The sequence below is a fragment of the Corynebacterium sp. AOP36-E1-14 genome, assembly GCF_052377495.1.
Lineage (GTDB): Bacteria > Actinomycetota > Actinomycetes > Mycobacteriales > Mycobacteriaceae > Corynebacterium.
In genome coordinates this window covers 1-14,698 of sequence record NZ_JBQSWV010000006.1, presented here as the reverse complement: position 1 = coordinate 14,698, position 14,698 = coordinate 1, and the positions used below count along the sequence as shown (strand labels likewise).

Genomic DNA, 14,698 nt, shown 5'->3' with positions numbered 1-14,698 from the left:
CCTGTGAAACCTCTCCCGAATCCCCTCGTCGAACCGGGTCCGCAGCTCACCGCGCAGGAGTCCGCGCGCTACGCCCGGCACCTGAGCCTGCCGGAGATCGGGGTGACCGGGCAGCGTCGGCTCAAGGCGGCCCGGGTGCTCGTCGTCGGCGCCGGCGGGCTGGGCTCGCCGGTGCTGCAGTACCTCGCCGCCGCCGGGGTGGGCACCCTGGGCATCGTGGACGACGACGTGGTGGAGGTCAGCAACCTGCAACGCCAGGTCGTGCACCGCATCGATGCTGTCGGTGAACCCAAGGTCGACTCCGCCGCCGACGCCGTGGCCGGGATCAACCCGCTGGTCACCGTGGAACGACACGGAATGCGCCTGGGGGCCGCACAAGCCGTGGAGCTGGTCGGCGGCTACGACCTCGTCGTCGACGGTGCCGACAACTTCGCCACCCGCTACCTGGTCTCCGACGCCTGCACCCTGACCTCCACCCCGTGCGTGTGGGGCTCGGTGCTGCGCTTCGAGGGCCGGGTGTCGGTGTTCTGGTCGGGCCCCTCGCACGACGGGATCACCTACCGTGACCTGCACCCGGACCCTCCCCCGCCCGGATCGGTGCCCAGTTGCGCCGCCGGTGGGGTTGTCGGGGCACTGCCCGGCACGCTGGGGTCGTTGATGGCGTCCGAGGTGGTGAAGCTAGTCACCGGGTGCGGTGAGCCACTGTACGGACGGGTGCTGCTGCACGATGCGCTGGCGATGAGCTTCCGTGAGCTGCGTGTCCTCCCCGACCCCGAGGCACCCCTGGTCACCTCGGTGCAGGACATGACGCAGGCGTGCTCACCCGGGCCCGGACCCGCTGTGGCTGCGACGGTGTCGGTCGACGAGCTGGACGCCCGGCTGCGGTCCGGCGCGGTGCTGGTGGACGTGCGCGAGGACTGGGAGCGCGACATCGTGTCGATCCCCGGGGCGCGGGCCGTCCCCCTGGCCGCCCTGCAGCAGGCCGGTGCCGACGCCCTGCCGGACGGCGTCGGCGGGCGGGACGTGATCTTCCACTGCCGTTCCGGGGCGCGCTCGGCACTGGCGGTGGACGCCGTGGCGTCCTCCTTCGCCGGACGTGAGGAGTCCGTGACGCACCTGGACGGCGGCGTCCTGGAGTGGGTGCGTGTCCTGCACCCGGGGCTGCCGACCTACTGAGCAGCCTCGTCCGCGCTATCGGCTGTGGCTGTGGCAGTGGCAGTGGCTGCGGCAGTCCGGTCACGCCAGCGTTGCATCTTCACCCTGCTGACCAGCAGGCCCACGATGCCGAACACCCAGACCACCCCGAGGGCGCACCAGGCGAGGCGGAAGTCGCCCCAGGTGTAGTCCCCGCCGTCGGAGACCGCGTCCAGCACCAGCCCGGCGGCCTGGGCCGCGACCATCGCCGCGAGGAAGCCGCCCATGTTCGACAGGCCCGTCGCCGTGGCGGTGAACCTGCGGTCGACCTCCTCACGCACGGTGTCGAAACCGTAGTTCGCCACCGGGGCCAGCCCCGGCACGATGACGTTGACCACCGCGACGGCCACCAGACCACGCGGGTCCGGGGACATGAAGAACACCGCCCAGGTCGTCGCCACGATCAGCGTGGCGACCAGGGTGACCTCGGGGCGTCGGCGCCTGGCCCGCCCCGAGATCACGCCCATCACCGGGCCCAGGACAACGCTGACGACCATGTTGAGCACCAGGATCCCCGAGGCCTGCGACCCGCTCAGGCCCATGCCCAACGTCATCAGGGGCACTCCCCACAGCAGGGTGAAGACGACCTGGCTCATCAGCGTGAAGTGGATGAAGAAGCCGAGCCAGCAGGCGGGCTGGCGGACCACGAAGGCCAACGTGGCCCGGATCCCGCGCCGCTCGTCCCGCCCCCGGTCCGTCCCCCGGTCCTTCCCTGCGTCCGTGAGCGTGCGGTCCGGGAACGGGGAGTCCGCCACCGCCACCCACGCCAGCAGCGCCACCAGCACACTTCCCGCCCCCAGCGACAGGAACGCCGGGGACCAGCCGTAGGCGTGCAGCAGCATCGAGAACGGCACGGCGGACATGAACTGGCCGATGTAGCCGAGCCCACCGGTGAGCTGGGTGAACACCGGGGCCTCACGCGGCGGGATCCAGGCGGGCAGGATCCTCATCACCGACAGGAACGCAGTGGCGTCCGCCGACCCGATGATCACCCGGGCGACGATCGCCACCGGATAGGACGTGGTCAGCCCGAGCAGCACCTGACCGAGACCCATCATCAGCGCGCCGACGACAAGCATGCGGCGGGCACCGAAGCGGTCGATGAGCATGCCCATCGGGATCTGGGCGCAGGCGTAGACCCCGAGCTGCACGGAGGTGAACACGGCCAGCCGGGAGGCGTCGATGTGGAACTGGTCCATGGCCTCGACACCGGCGACACCCAGGGAGGTGCGCCCGGTGATCGCGAGGATGTAGGCGATGACCGCGGCGAACCAGACAACCAACGCCCGTCGGCTCAGCCGTCCGGACGGGACAGTTGCTTCTGCAGTTGAATCGCGCACGTGTGCCCACCTTAGACCACCGTGGCCCTGAGGGGGGCCGTGCCCCCGTCAGGCCAGGGCCATCACACCGCGGACGAGCACGGTGGCCGCGCCCAGCGAGGCGATCGTGACGGCCAGCACGCGGGCCTTCTCCCTCTCGATCCGCCGGGCGAAGACCATGCCCGCGGCGATGCCGATGACCATCGCCACCAACGCCGCCGGCCAGATCCCCCACGGCGTGCCGGAGATGTCGCCGGCGCCGGTGGCTACCTTGATGGCGAAGCTGACCACCCCGGAGACGATGAACAGGGGCTGCAGCGTGGCGGAGAAGGTGCGCTGGTCCCAGCGCGACGCCTGGGCGTAGACCGTGATCACCGGGCCGGCGACACCGGCGAGGGTGTTGCTGAACCCGCCGACGATCCCGGAGATCGCGGCGGGCAGTCTCCCGGACATCGGCGGGATGTAGCGCTTGCCGAAGGTGGTGATCCCCAGGGCGACCAGCAGCAGTGCACCGACGACGATCTGCAGGACCGCCGGGGAGATCACGTGGATGAGCCAGGCCCCCGGCACGGCCCCGACGACCATCACCGAGCCGATCAGGGCGAACTTCCCCCAGTCGATGTCGCGGCGCACGGTGACCGTGGACATCGCGGCGTTGACCGCGGCGATCACGTTGATCACCATGATCCCCTCGACCGGACCGAGGGTGATGCTGAGCACCGGCCCACCGACCAGTCCGACCCCCATGCCGGAGACCCGCTGCATGCACGCCCCCACGAGGACCGCCACGAAGACAAGAAGGATAAGTTCCATTCAGGATAATTTATACCCTTGCGGGGCCCCCGCCCGGCACCGGCCCCACCCCGTCGGCGCCGGGGACCGTACGCGGCCTACGATAAGATCCCTGCTGTGAGTTCACCCCGCCCCGAGACACCCACGCCTCCTGAGTCGGCCGCCGCCCGGCACCGCCGACTGTCCCGCCCGGCCACCGCCGCCGTCGGCTGGGTGCTCGCCCACCTCATCGCCGTGGTGTGGATCGCGGTGGCCGGGACGTCCACCGGCGACGTGCGCTACTACCACTCCGGCCTCGCCGGTCTCGACCCCACCGCGATGGACGAGTACCCCGAGGTCGGCACGTGGCCGGCCCGGATCGTCGAGTGGCTCACCCCCTCGCAGGACGCCTTCGTCGTCGGCTTCGTCGTCCTGTCGCTGCTGGTCTCGGCGTTATTCACGGTGTACCTGTGGCGGGCGGGCACACCGCGGGGCACGGTGTGGCCCGCCTGGTTCTGGATCCTGTTCGCCGCCGGGTCCGGACCGATCTTCCTGACCAGGCTGGACATCTTCCCCGGCATCCTCGTCGCGGGTTTCGCCGCCATGCTCTTCGCCGGCGCCCGCTACTCGCGTCTGGCCACGGTGCTGCTCGCGGTGGCCACGATGATGAAGCTGTGGCCCGGGGTTCTCGGCGCCGCCCTGGTCGGCGGGTTCCGGCGGGCGGGCACCTGGGTGCGCGTGGCCTGGTTCCTCGCCTCGCTGGTGGTGCTGTGTCTGCTGGTCGTCGCCCTCGGCGGGACGGACCGGCTGCTTTCCCCGCTGACCTACCAGGGCGACCGGGGCCTGCAGGTCGAGTCGATCGGTGCCACTCCGTTCATGCTCGCCGCGGGCCTGCACGACCTGATGTCGTCGTCCGCCAACCCCTGGACGGTCAGCTACGCCAGCTCGAAGAGCTACGAGATCGCCGGACCCGGTGTGGGGGTGGCGCTGACGGTGCTGACCCTGCTGACCGCGGCGAGCATCCTGCTGGCGCTCGGGTGGGCGCTGCGCCGCCTGCTGCGCGACGACTGGACGCCCGGGCGGGCGGTGACCTTCGCGATGATGCTGATCATGCTCATCATCGTGACGAACAAGGTGTTCTCCCCGCAGTACCTGGCGTGGATCGCACCGATCGCCGCGGTGGCCCTGCTGGTCAGCCGGCGGGCCGGTGGCGGCAGCACCACCAGCACCATCGGCACCATTGTCGCCGTGGAGATCCTCGTCGCCGCGCTGCTGACCACCCTGGTGTACCCGGTGTTCTACGACTGGTTGATCGCCAACCCGCCGGACTTCGCCGCCACCGTGGTGCTGGCCTTGCGCAACGTGGTCGTCCTCGTACTCACGGCGACCTGCGCCTGGTGGGCGCTCAGGCCTGCGGGGCACCCCGGGTGGAGCGAGGACGCTCCGGCGCCGGCAGACTCCGCGCGCGCAGCCGGCTGACCAGGTCGGTCGCGTCGACGTCGGTGAGGTCACGTCCGGCCATCATCACCGGACCGGGCACCAGGTCGAATCGCACACCGGCCAGGCCCAGGACCTTCTGCACCGGACCGCTGCGCAGCGTGAGCTCCTGGATGTGCGCCGGGGAGATCACCGACACCACCCGGCGCAACCGTCCGCGGTGCGACACCACCGCACGCAACTGCCCCTCCCGGTGCAGGGACGTGTCGCTGGACGGGGTGCTGGACGGGTCTGTGACCAGCGTGACGCTCTGGCGGGTGCGGTCCACCGGCGAGACCCACCTCGCAGACGGCGGGCTGAGGTAGGTGCGCACCCCGGCGCCGGACGCCGCGTCCTGCGCCCCGTCGAGCCCGTCGGGACGGCCCTGCGGGTGCGCGACAGCGGTGATCTCCGGAGTCGACAGCGGGCTGAGGAGTTCGAGCACGTGCAGCGCCACGGGCAGTTCGCCCACCGGCAGCACCGTGGTGGTGGACCCCTTCGAGCCCTCACCGTTGCCGTAGCCGGCGACGTCGACCCGTACCTTCCACCAGCCCAACAGCCGCCACACCAGGGGTTGCGACACCTCCACGGCATGCACCCGGCCCAGCGGGATCGACTGACTGCGACGTTCCGACAACCCGAAGGTGATGCCGAGGATGTCGCCGTCGAGCTTCGCGGTGAACCGCCAGCTGGCGTTGAGCACACCCCAGAACCACGGCACCGCACCCGCCAGCGCGGGCAGCAGGACCGCCGCGCCGGCCGGGGTCGCCACCGAGACGACCACACCGACCACCACCAGCAGCGAGGACCCGGACAGGGCCGCGGCCACGACCGAGCGGGTGATCGGGATCGTGGGCACCACGGTCCGGGCGGTGTCCTCGCCCGACCCCGCAGACGCAGTCGCAGTCGCAGTTGCGGGGCCGTCGTGGCGCTCCGGGAACTCGTCGGCGCCCTCCGGCGTCCCGTTGACCAGGTGCAGCAGGTCGGCGCGCAACGTCTCGGCGTCGGCCCGCGGCAGGTACTCCACGTTGACCGAACTGTCCGACCCGCCGGCGGTCTCCACCCGCACCCCGGCCAGACGGAACAGTCGCGGGGCCAGCGGCTCGACCACGTCCACGGCCTGGACCCGGTCGAAACGTGCCGTGCGCAGCTGGCGGGACAACACGCCGCGACGGACCGCGATCTCCTCGTCGGTGATGCGGTAGCCGGTGGCGCGCCACCACGGCAGGGACACCACCCAGCCGACGAAGAACACCACCGGCAGCGCGACCACCGCCACCAGGACGACCAGGGCGGTGGGCAGTGAGGTGTCCGCCAGCAGGTCACGCAACCGTCCCAGGGTCTCGGCCTGCTGTGCCAGCAGCACGGCGGCGATACCCACCAGCACGGCCCACATGCGCAGCAGCGGACTCAGCGGGTGGACGCGCCGCCAGCGGTCTCCCTCCGGATCTCCCGCCGGTTCTTCCACCGCAGCCTGGGTGCTCACAGTCCGCTCATCCTCTCGCGCGCGGCGACGGACAGCCGGTCGCGCAGCGCGTCGGCGTCGGCACCGGTGAGTCCGACGACGGTGGAGTCGCTGGTGGACGAGGCGGTGTTGAGCTTCACCTTCTTCAGGTCGAAGAGCCGGTCGACCGGCCCGGCGGTGACGTCCACGTACTGGATCCGCCCGTAGGGCACCACGGTGAAGGTCCGCCACAGCCGTCCCTTGGTGATCAGCAGTTCGTCCTCGGTCTCCAACCAGCGCCGCCGCCTGGCCTGGGTGGGGATGAACCACACCTGCCAGCAGAGGACGGCCACCAGGACCGCGGCGATGATCCACAGGGTCAGGGCGAGTCCGTCGGAGGCGAGCACCGCGCCGACGACGACCGCGACCAGCGGGATGACCGTCCACGGGAGGTCGCAGACGTAGCGGGCCGGCACGTAGCGTGGGGCCACCCGGTTCATCGAGTCGGGCGGGGAGAGCGGCGTGATGTCACCGGAGGAAGTGGCTGTGGTCATGGCCCTCATTCTCCCACAAGGTCACAGGGTCAGCGCACGGTGTACGCCTGCAGCGGCCTCCGACACGTAGCCGCCGCCGAAGACCGCGGCGTGCAGGTAGAGCGCCTGCAGGCGGTGCAGCTCAAGGAGGTCACGCCAGCCGGCGTCCAGCTCGGCGGCCTCCGCGTAGGCGCCGAGGACGCGCTCCAGGTGCGGGGCGCCGAACATGGTGAGGAACCCCAGGTCGGTCAGCGGGTGGCCGCCGTGGGCGGACGGGTCGATGAGCACCGCCCCGTCGCGTCCCCACAGCACGTTGCCCGACCACAGGTCGCCGTGCAGCCGGGCCGGCGGGCGATCATCGTCGAAGTCGCCGGCGGTGAGCCGGTCGAGCAGCCGCGCGGTGCCGGGGATCCCGCCGGGCACACGACGCTCCAGCGGCCCGAGCACCACCTCGGCGTAGAAGGCGCCCCACCGGTCGTGCGGGGTCAGGGGCAGCTCGAGCAGGTTGTCGTTGGGCCCCTGGTAGCCGGGGCCGTCCCAGCCGGCCGGCCCCGAGCCGAAGGACGGCGCACCGCAGGCGTGGGTCACGGCCAGGCGGCGGCCGAACTCCTCGGCGTGCGCCGGCGTCGGCGCGACCTGCCCGACCCGCTGCAGCAGCAGGTCCTCGCCGGACGCGCCACCGGTGCCCACGACCCCGGCCACGGGTACTCCCCCGCGGTCGGCGGCGTCGCCGAGCCAGTCCAGGCAGGCGTGCTCCCACTCACCGGGGCGGCCCGGGTTGTGTTTGGTAAAGGTCAGCGTGTCGGCGAGCTGCGGGAAGGTGGTGAACATCAACGGGGCGAGGCGGTGGGCCGGGTCGTCCGGTGTGTTCGTGGTGGTGCCGAGCGGGAGCCAGCGGGCGTCGGCGATCTCGGCGGCGACGACCGGGTCGACCACCTCGCCCGGTGCGCCCTCATGCAGGAAGAGGTCCGCGGTGACCGAGTGTCCCCGCTCGTTCGCCGCCTCGGCGGTGAAGGTGCCCACCGGTGTCAGGCAGGACGCCGCGACGGCGATGCCGGTCTCCTCGGCGACCTCGCGGACCGCGGCGCTGACGGCGTCCTCCCCCGGCTCGGGTTTGCCGCCCGGGTACTGGTGGAGGTCGGTGCCCTGCTTACGGACGGTCAGGACCTCTTGACCACCGGGTGCACCGGGTGCGCGGCGGACGAAGGCGACGGCGCTGACCCGGATGTCCCCGTTCGTGGTCCCGCCTGAGCTCACTGCAGGGCGCGGCGGATCGTGGACACCGTGACAGCGCAGCTGCTGTCCGCGTCCCGCTCGTGGTAGCCACGGCAGACGTCGGAGCCGTGCTGCATCAGCAGCAGCAGGGCCGCGCTGAGCTCCTCGGACAGCAGCTCCAGCGATTCCTCGTCGACGACCAGGGAGTCGAAGACGCCCTGCAGGGAGGTGGGGTCGGCGGACTCGTCGACCGCCGGGCCGGGGCACGCCCGTGCCAGGGTGAGCCGCAGGTAGGTGTGCGCCACCAGGCCGAGGGTGTCGCCGGCGTCCTGCAGCTCACCGATGTGGCGGCGGAACTGCAGCATCGACGGCATGGTCACGTGCCGGTCGCGCCAGCGGGCCGTGGCGTGCGCGCGGTCGAGGGCGACGGCGAAACTGTCCGTGACAGCGGCCAGCGCGGTACGCATCGGAGCCAGGGCGAGCGGGTCGACGGCGAGACCCGGGGCGCCCAGTGCGGCACGCAGGATCCGCAGACCCTCCCAGTGCTGCTCGAGGTAGGCGGCGCGCCCGGCGAACGGCAGGGTGCCGTCCGACATGCGGCTGAAGACCGAGGAACGTCCCACGCAGTCCAGCGCGGAGTCACCGGCGGCGTCCAGCAGGTCGGCCACCTCGGAGGCGTGGACGGCGGCCGACGAGCCGACGAGCGCGTGGTCGTCGATTCGTGCACTTGAAGTCTGCTGCATGTCCTTCACCTTCCTGGGGCCGACGGGTCAATCACAACGATATTTCGTGAGCCTACCCTAAACCAGGTGCTCGGGCCAGTGCGGGGACAACGTCCTGCGCAGCCCCTCGAAGACACCCGAGTTGTAGGCGAAGGCCTCCCCCGCCGCAGTGAGGAGGTGACCACGCTCGGCGTCGGTCAGCTCCATGCCGTCCAACGCCTCGCGGTAGGCGTCGCGGTAGCGCTTCGGCTTGTCGATGTGCGGGAAGCTGTAGAAGGAGAGGGCCGACCCATCCACGCCGTAGTGGCGCTGCATGAGCCGGCCGATCACCTGGCCGCCCGCCAGGTCACCCAGGTAACGGGTGTAGTGGTGGGCGACGAGTGCCGGGACGTCACGCTCCCGGCCGATGCGCTGCAGTTCGGCGACATACCCAGCCGTCTCCTCCAGGGCGACGGCGTCCACGGTGCCTCCGAGTGCACGGAGGTCCTCCTGCAGGACCGCACGGCGGTCGAGCAGACGGTCCGCGACGGCGCCGAGCCGGGAGTCACCCGAGCAGGCCTCCACCGCGTCCTCCAGGGCCGAGTAGAACAGGTACGCCTGCTCCTGGAACGACACGAACGCCCCGACACCCAGACTCCCGTCCAGCAGGCGCTCCATGAACACGGAGTGCTCCGCGTTCTCGTGGGCCTGCCGGGTCTCCTCGCGAAGCAGCTCGGAGAGCGTGGTGGTGCTGGTCGTCATGATGGTGTCCGTTCAGTCCCTGTCCTCGGTCGTTCGCATTCGATGAACAACGTGTACAGGCAATGCTAACAATGGAGACCCTTACCGCGGATCATCCGAAAGTTGGAACCGTCGGCCTAATCCACAGCTCCGCACCCGCGCGGTCCACGCTGACCGGCCAGTCGTACACCCGCGACAAGCGCTCGGAGGTGCACACCTCGCCCGGCGCGCCGACGGCGTCCACCCGCCCGTCGCTGAGCAACGCCAGCCGGTCGCAGTAGCGGGCGGCGAGATTCAGGTCGTGCAGCACCACGATCACACCCACTCCCCCGGGATCGCCTGCAGCAGCGCCTTCAGCGGCGACCCGGCGCACCGAACGCATCGTGCGCTCCTGGTGGCCGATGTCCATCGCCGCCGTCGGTTCGTCCAGCATCATGCACCGGGCCTGCTGCGCCATCACGCGGGCGAAGGCCACCCGGGCACGCTCCCCACCGGACAGGGTGGTCACGTCCCGGTCCTGCATGCCGAACATGCCGACCTCCTGCAGGCACGCGTCCACCAGCGCGGTCTCCTCCGCCGGCTCAGCCGCACCTGACCAGGCCGAGCGCCCCATCTCCACCACGTCGCGCACCAGGTGGGCGAAGGACACCCGGGAGTCCTGCAGCATCACCGAACGCACCCGGGCGGCCTCCCGGCCGCGGTAGTCGGCGTAGGGACGTCCGGCCAGCAGGACCTCACCGGACACCGGTGTGGTGTCACCGGACAGCACCCCCAGCAGCGTCGACTTGCCGGCGCCGTTCGGACCGATCAGTCCCAGGACCTCGCCGGCGTGCACCTCCAGGTCCACCCCGTGGAGGATCTCGGTGGCGTCGCGGCCACCCAGCGACACCACCACGTCCTGCGCGGACAGGAGCACCTCGCCACTCATCCGACCACACCTCCCCGCTTGAGCATCCTGCGCAGCAGGATGAAGAACGTCGGCCCGCCGACCAGGGCAGTGAAGATGCCGATGGGCAGGTCGGCGAAGGCGATCAGTGTGCGCGACGCCAGGTCCGCCAGCAACAGCAGCACCGCGCCACCCAACGCCGACAACGGCACCAGCCACCGGTTCGCCGGGCCGGTCACCTGCCGCAGGATGTGCGGCACGATGAGCCCGACGAAGCCGATGATGCCGGCGAAGCTGACCGCCAGCGCCGCCAGCGCCGTCGACAACCCGATGACCGCCACCCGCATCAGCGGCACGTTCACGCCGGCGTGACCGGCGGCGCGCTCGCCGAGGCTGAGCACGTCGAGGCGTCCGGCGATGAGTACGGCGGCGACGATGCACAGCGTCACCGGCAGCGCCACGTAGGCGACCTGGTTCCACTGGGCCCCGTTGAGCGAGCCCATCTGCCAGAAGATCACCTGCTCGCGCGAGGACGTCGGCGCCAGGAAGATCAGGAAGGAGATCGCCGCGCCGGCGACGGCGTTGACCGCGATGCCGGTGAGGATCAGGGTCAGGACCTTGACCTCACCGTCGATCGAGGCCAGGCGGTAGATCGCGACGGTGGTGAGCACACCGGCGACGAAGGCGAGCAGCGGCACCGTCGCCGTCCCCAGCACCGCGATGTCCAGCACGATCGCCGCGGCCGCGCCGACCCCGGCGCCCGAGGTCACGCCGATCACGCTGGGTTCTGCCAGCGGGTTGCCGAACAGGCCCTGCAGCAACGTGCCCGCCACCGCCAGCGCCGCGCCGACGAACAGGCACAGCACGATGCGCGGCAGACGGATCTGCCACAGCACGCTGGCCGCCCGGGAGTCCTCCACCGACGAGCCGGACGCACCGGACGCCCCGCCGGGGCCGTGCACCAGCGCCGACCAGACCTGCCCGGGAGTCAACGTGAACTGCCCGAGCACCAGGTTTGCCACCACGACGACGAGGAGGGCGGCCACGAGCACACTGAACGTGGTCCACCTCGTCGCCCGGCGGCGGGCGAGAGTGTCTGTCATCTTGTCTCGGTCTCCCCTAGTCCCCGAACTCGGCGTCGGTGACCTCTTCGCCCCAGAACACCCGGTCCACCACCCGGCGCGCCCGACGCGTGGTCTTGAGGTAGTCGTCGAGGAAGCCCTGGGAGTCCTCCGGGTCCCAGTTCGCCGCCGCGGCGATGTTGACGAGCTGCGGGCCCGGGGCCGGCAACTGGTCACGACGTTTGGCGTCGGCGAGGATGATCGCGTTCCGTGCCCGGGTCGCCACGATCCAGGCGTCGCGCAGGATGTCGACGTCGGCCTCCGAGAGCAGTCCGGCGATGCGGATCTCCTCGATGACCTGCAACGTGGAGGTGTTGTGCAGGTTGTCGATCTTGTGGCAGTTCTGCATGGTGAGCAGCTGGACGGTCCACTCGATGTCCGTCAGCCCGCCGCGGCCCAGCTTGGTGTGGGTGTAGCGGTCCGCACCGCGCGGCAGCCGCTCCCCGTCCACACGGGCCTTCATCCGGCGCACCTGCTGCACCGTGGTGCGGTCGGCTCCGCCCTCCGGGTAGCGGAAGGTGTCGATGGTACGCAGGAAACGGATGCCGAGGTCCTTGTCCCCGGCGATCCACGTGGCCCGCAGCAACGCCTGGAACTCCCAGGTCTCACCCCAGCGCTCGTAGTAGGCGCGGTAGGACTCCAGCGTGCGCACCGTCGGCCCGCTGCGTCCCTCCGGACGCAGGTTCAGGTCGACCTCCAGAGGCGGGTCCTGGGAGGGACGCGACAGCCGGGTGCGCAGCCGCTTGGCGATGCCGCTCGCCCAGGTCACCGCGTCCTGATCGGTGCCTGCCTCGCCGTCGCCGTCCGCATCGAGGTCGTTCTCCCCCTCGACCGGTTCGCAGACGAACATCACGTCGGCGTCCGAGCCGTAACTCAGCTCCGCGCCGCCGAGACGTCCCATCCCGATCACGCTGATCAGCGCCGGGGCGTTGGCGTGGTTCTCGTCCTCCCACGCGCGGATCTCCGCGCGCAACGCCGCCTCCAGCACCGCGTCCCAGATCAACGACAGCGACCGGCACACCTCCGGGGTGTCGATCAGCCCGAGCAGGTCCGCCGAGGCGATGCGGGCGAGTTCCGCCCGACGCAGCGAGCGGGCGACGGCGTTCGCCGCGTCCGGGTCGCGGTGGCGTCCGGCGGCGGCGACGAGCGAGTGGCTGATGATCGAGGCGTCCTGCTCGAGCAGTTTGGGGCCGTTGGCCCCGTCGGAGAGCATGCGCACCGCCTCCGGGGAGGCGATGAACAGGTTCGCGATGTACGGGGAGGTGCCGAGGATGCGCATCAGGCGTTTGCCCACCACGTTCTCGTCACGCAGCAGCCGCAGGAACCACGACCGGTCGAACGCTGCCTCGGAGAGCTTACGGTAGGCCAGCAGGCCGGCGTCCGGGTCGACGGTGTCCGACAGCCACTCCATCAACGACGGCAGGATCATCGCCTGGATCCGGTCCTTGCGCGTGGTGCCCGACGCCAGGGCCGACAGGTGGTCCATCGCCCGCGACGGGTGCAGGTAGCCCAGCGCGCCGAGCTGGCGCTGCGCGGCCTCCGGGGTCAGACGCAGCGCGTCCACCGGCATCGCCACCACCGAGGACAGCAGCGGACGGTAGAACAGCTTGTTGTGCAGCTGGCGGATCTGCCCGCTGACCTTGCGCACCTTCGCCGACAACGCCGCGTCCGCACTCTCCTGGCCCTCGCCGCGCACCCCTGCCGTGCGCGCCAGGCGCAGACGTCCGGCCTCGTCGTCGAGTTCCGGCAGGGCGTGCGTGCGGCGCAGGTGTTGCAGCTGCAGCCGGTGCTCCAGCAGACGCATGTACTCGTAGCAGTTGATGAGGATCTGCCCGTCCTCCCGGCCCACGTACCCGCCGTCCACCAGCGCGCCGAGTGCCTTGACGGTGGAGCGCACGCGCAGCGACTCGTCCACCCGCCCGTGCACCATCTGCAGCAGCTGGATGGCGAACTCCACGTCCCGCAGCCCGCCGGGGCCGAGCTTGAGCTCCAGGGGAAGCAGGTTGTCCGGCACGTTGTCGATCACCCGACGACGCATCGCCTGCACGTCGGCCACAAAGTCCTCGCGCTCGGCGGCACTCCACACCATCGGCGCCAACTGTTCCACGTAGTCGCGGCCCAGGTCCAGGTCACCGGTCATCGGACGGGCCTTCAGCAACGCCTGGAACTCCCACGTGGACGCCCACCGGCGGTAGTACGTCACGTGCGACTCCAGGGTGCGCACCAACGCACCGTGCCGGCCCTCGGGGCGCAGCGCCGCATCGACCTCGAAGAAGACCCGGCAACCGATGTTGATGAACTCGCCGGCCAGGCGCGTGGTCTGCGCGTCCGCCGGCTCGGCGACGAAGATGACGTCCACGTCCGAGATGTAGTTCAGCTCCCGGGCACCGCACTTGCCCATCGCCACCACCGACAACTTCGCCGGCACCGGCCCCTCGGGGTACACCGTGGCCGTGGCGACGGCCAATGCCGCGGTCAGTGCGGCGTCCGCGGCGTCCGCCAGGCGCTCGGTGAGGACCTCGAACGACAGGCCGTCCGACGAGGCCTTCTTCTTCGCCGCGTTCTTCGCCGTGTTCTTGCGCTCGGGGCCGAACTCGCGGCCGGTCGCGGTGCCACTGAAGGTGTCCGCCAGGTCGATCGCGGCGATCCGGGCGAGGACGGTGCGGTAGGCCGTGCGCATCGCACGGTCAGCGTCCACCCCGGTCACCGTGGCGCGGAACAGCAGGGAGTCACCCTCGTGGCCCTCCACCGGCTCGGCCCCCACCGAATCGGTGAGCGCGGCCATGATCTCCTCGCGCTCCGGCAGGTCACCGGCGAGCTCCGGCCAGATGTCCGGGTTGGCCACCACATGGTCGCCGAGCAGCGTCGACCCGCCGAGCAGGGCAAGCAGCCGGACACGGAAGTCCGGGTCGGTGTCGATCTTCGACAGCAGTTCCGCCGAGGGGTGCTGGGCATCCGCCTGTTCGTCGAGGGTCTCGACGAGCCGGACCACCGCGTTCAACGCCCGGTCCGGATCCCCCGTGGACGACAGGACGCTCAACACCGCACGGTGGTCCTCGTCGTCCCACCCCAGCCTGGTCAGGTCCTCCGCAGCCGACTGCCTGGTCAGCCCCAGGGACACCGGGGAAGGAACTCGACGACGGGTGGTACGCGGTTGATTCACCGGGTGTTCAACTCCTGGGATGCGGCCTTCGACGGGGATCCGTCACGGCCGGGCTGTGGCGTGTACGCGAGCGCTGGACTCCGCCCCATCGTAATAGATGCCCGTCCCGGTAGGTGGGCACTGTGCCGATCCCG

General features: G+C 71.0%; 12 protein-coding genes and 1 pseudogene. 2 read left to right on the top strand and 11 right to left on the bottom strand.

Translation table 11 applies throughout. The annotated features are described in order from the left end of the window. Positions 1–3 precede the first annotated feature (3 nt). Positions 4–1,176, top strand: a complete 1,173-nt coding sequence (gene moeB / locus ACT3TD_RS04220; protein ID WP_301444214.1) for a molybdopterin-synthase adenylyltransferase MoeB — start codon at positions 4–6, stop codon at positions 1,174–1,176. Here moeB and ACT3TD_RS04215 read toward each other — a convergent pair. Both ACT3TD_RS04215 and ACT3TD_RS04210 read right to left on the bottom strand, forming a co-directional pair. Further along, positions 1,170–2,534, bottom strand: a complete 1,365-nt coding sequence (locus tag ACT3TD_RS04215; protein WP_444614819.1) for an MFS transporter — start codon at positions 2,532–2,534, stop codon at positions 1,170–1,172. The two genes, moeB and ACT3TD_RS04215, sit on opposite strands and share 7 nt — an antisense overlap. Positions 2,535–2,582: 48 nt before the next feature. Then, entirely contained in the window at positions 2,583–3,326 is a 744-nt protein-coding gene (locus ACT3TD_RS04210) for a sulfite exporter TauE/SafE family protein (RefSeq protein ID WP_301444324.1), read from the bottom strand. A 96-nt stretch (positions 3,327–3,422) separates the two neighbouring features. On the opposite strand from ACT3TD_RS04210, the gene ACT3TD_RS04205 reads away from it, so the two are divergent. Further along, a complete protein-coding gene (locus ACT3TD_RS04205) occupies positions 3,423–4,763 on the top strand; it encodes a hypothetical protein (protein WP_301443029.1) in 1,341 nt (446 codons plus the stop codon). Here ACT3TD_RS04205 and ACT3TD_RS04200 read toward each other — a convergent pair. The 9 genes and pseudogenes from ACT3TD_RS04200 to ACT3TD_RS04160 form a co-directional block, all read right to left on the bottom strand. Further along, positions 4,690–6,246: a PH domain-containing protein gene (locus tag ACT3TD_RS04200; RefSeq protein WP_441579299.1), complete on the bottom strand. Its 1,557-nt coding sequence runs from the start codon at positions 6,244–6,246 to the stop codon at positions 4,690–4,692. The genes ACT3TD_RS04205 and ACT3TD_RS04200 overlap by 74 nt on opposite strands. Further along, positions 6,243–6,704, bottom strand: a complete 462-nt coding sequence (locus ACT3TD_RS04195; protein WP_301443036.1) for a PH domain-containing protein — start codon at positions 6,702–6,704, stop codon at positions 6,243–6,245. Before ACT3TD_RS04195 ends, ACT3TD_RS04200 begins: the two co-directional genes overlap by 4 nt. Before the next feature lie 75 nt (positions 6,705–6,779). Beyond that, on the bottom strand, positions 6,780–7,568 hold the full coding sequence (locus ACT3TD_RS04190) for a fructosamine kinase family protein (RefSeq protein ID WP_301443037.1): 789 nt from the start codon (positions 7,566–7,568) through the stop codon (positions 6,780–6,782). A 42-nt stretch (positions 7,569–7,610) separates the two neighbouring features. Continuing rightward, positions 7,611–7,994: pseudogene (locus tag ACT3TD_RS04185) on the bottom strand (NUDIX hydrolase); the annotation flags it as partial. Further along, on the bottom strand, positions 7,991–8,695 hold the full coding sequence (locus tag ACT3TD_RS04180; protein ID WP_301443031.1) for a hypothetical protein: 705 nt from the start codon (positions 8,693–8,695) through the stop codon (positions 7,991–7,993). The pseudogene ACT3TD_RS04185 and the gene ACT3TD_RS04180, both read right to left, overlap by 4 nt. 57 nt (positions 8,696–8,752) lie before the next feature. After that, the gene (locus ACT3TD_RS04175) at positions 8,753–9,415 is read right to left on the bottom strand and encodes a heme oxygenase (biliverdin-producing) (protein ID WP_441579300.1); all 663 of its coding nucleotides are present in this window, start codon (positions 9,413–9,415) and stop codon (positions 8,753–8,755) included. Between the two features lie 91 nt (positions 9,416–9,506). Further along, the gene (locus tag ACT3TD_RS04170; protein ID WP_441579301.1) at positions 9,507–10,322 is read right to left on the bottom strand and encodes a heme ABC transporter ATP-binding protein; all 816 of its coding nucleotides are present in this window, start codon (positions 10,320–10,322) and stop codon (positions 9,507–9,509) included. Then, positions 10,319–11,383 (bottom strand): FecCD family ABC transporter permease, encoded by a 1,065-nt coding sequence (locus ACT3TD_RS04165; protein WP_301443034.1) that lies wholly within the window; start codon positions 11,381–11,383, stop codon positions 10,319–10,321. Before ACT3TD_RS04165 ends, ACT3TD_RS04170 begins: the two co-directional genes overlap by 4 nt. A 16-nt stretch (positions 11,384–11,399) precedes the next feature. Beyond that, positions 11,400–14,564, bottom strand: coding sequence for a bifunctional [glutamine synthetase] adenylyltransferase/[glutamine synthetase]-adenylyl-L-tyrosine phosphorylase (locus ACT3TD_RS04160; protein ID WP_444637970.1), 3,165 nt, complete (start codon positions 14,562–14,564; stop codon positions 11,400–11,402). Positions 14,565–14,698: the final 134 nt, after the last annotated feature.

Excerpts from the sequence above, each read along its gene's own strand:
- ACT3TD_RS04170 (WP_441579301.1), bottom strand. The coding sequence starts at position 10,322 with ATGAGTGGCGAGGTGCTCCTGTCCGCGCAGGACGTGGTGGTGTCGCTG.
- ACT3TD_RS04210 (WP_301444324.1), bottom strand. The coding sequence starts at position 3,326 with ATGGAACTTATCCTTCTTGTCTTCGTGGCGGTCCTCGTGGGGGCGTGC.
- ACT3TD_RS04180 (WP_301443031.1), bottom strand. The coding sequence starts at position 8,695 with ATGCAGCAGACTTCAAGTGCACGAATCGACGACCACGCGCTCGTCGGC.
- ACT3TD_RS04175 (WP_441579300.1), bottom strand. The coding sequence starts at position 9,415 with ATGACGACCAGCACCACCACGCTCTCCGAGCTGCTTCGCGAGGAGACC.
- ACT3TD_RS04165 (WP_301443034.1), bottom strand. The coding sequence starts at position 11,383 with ATGACAGACACTCTCGCCCGCCGCCGGGCGACGAGGTGGACCACGTTC.
- ACT3TD_RS04195 (WP_301443036.1), bottom strand. The coding sequence starts at position 6,704 with ATGAACCGGGTGGCCCCACGCTACGTGCCGGCCCGCTACGTCTGCGAC.
- ACT3TD_RS04190 (WP_301443037.1), bottom strand. The coding sequence starts at position 7,568 with ATGTTCACCACCTTCCCGCAGCTCGCCGACACGCTGACCTTTACCAAA.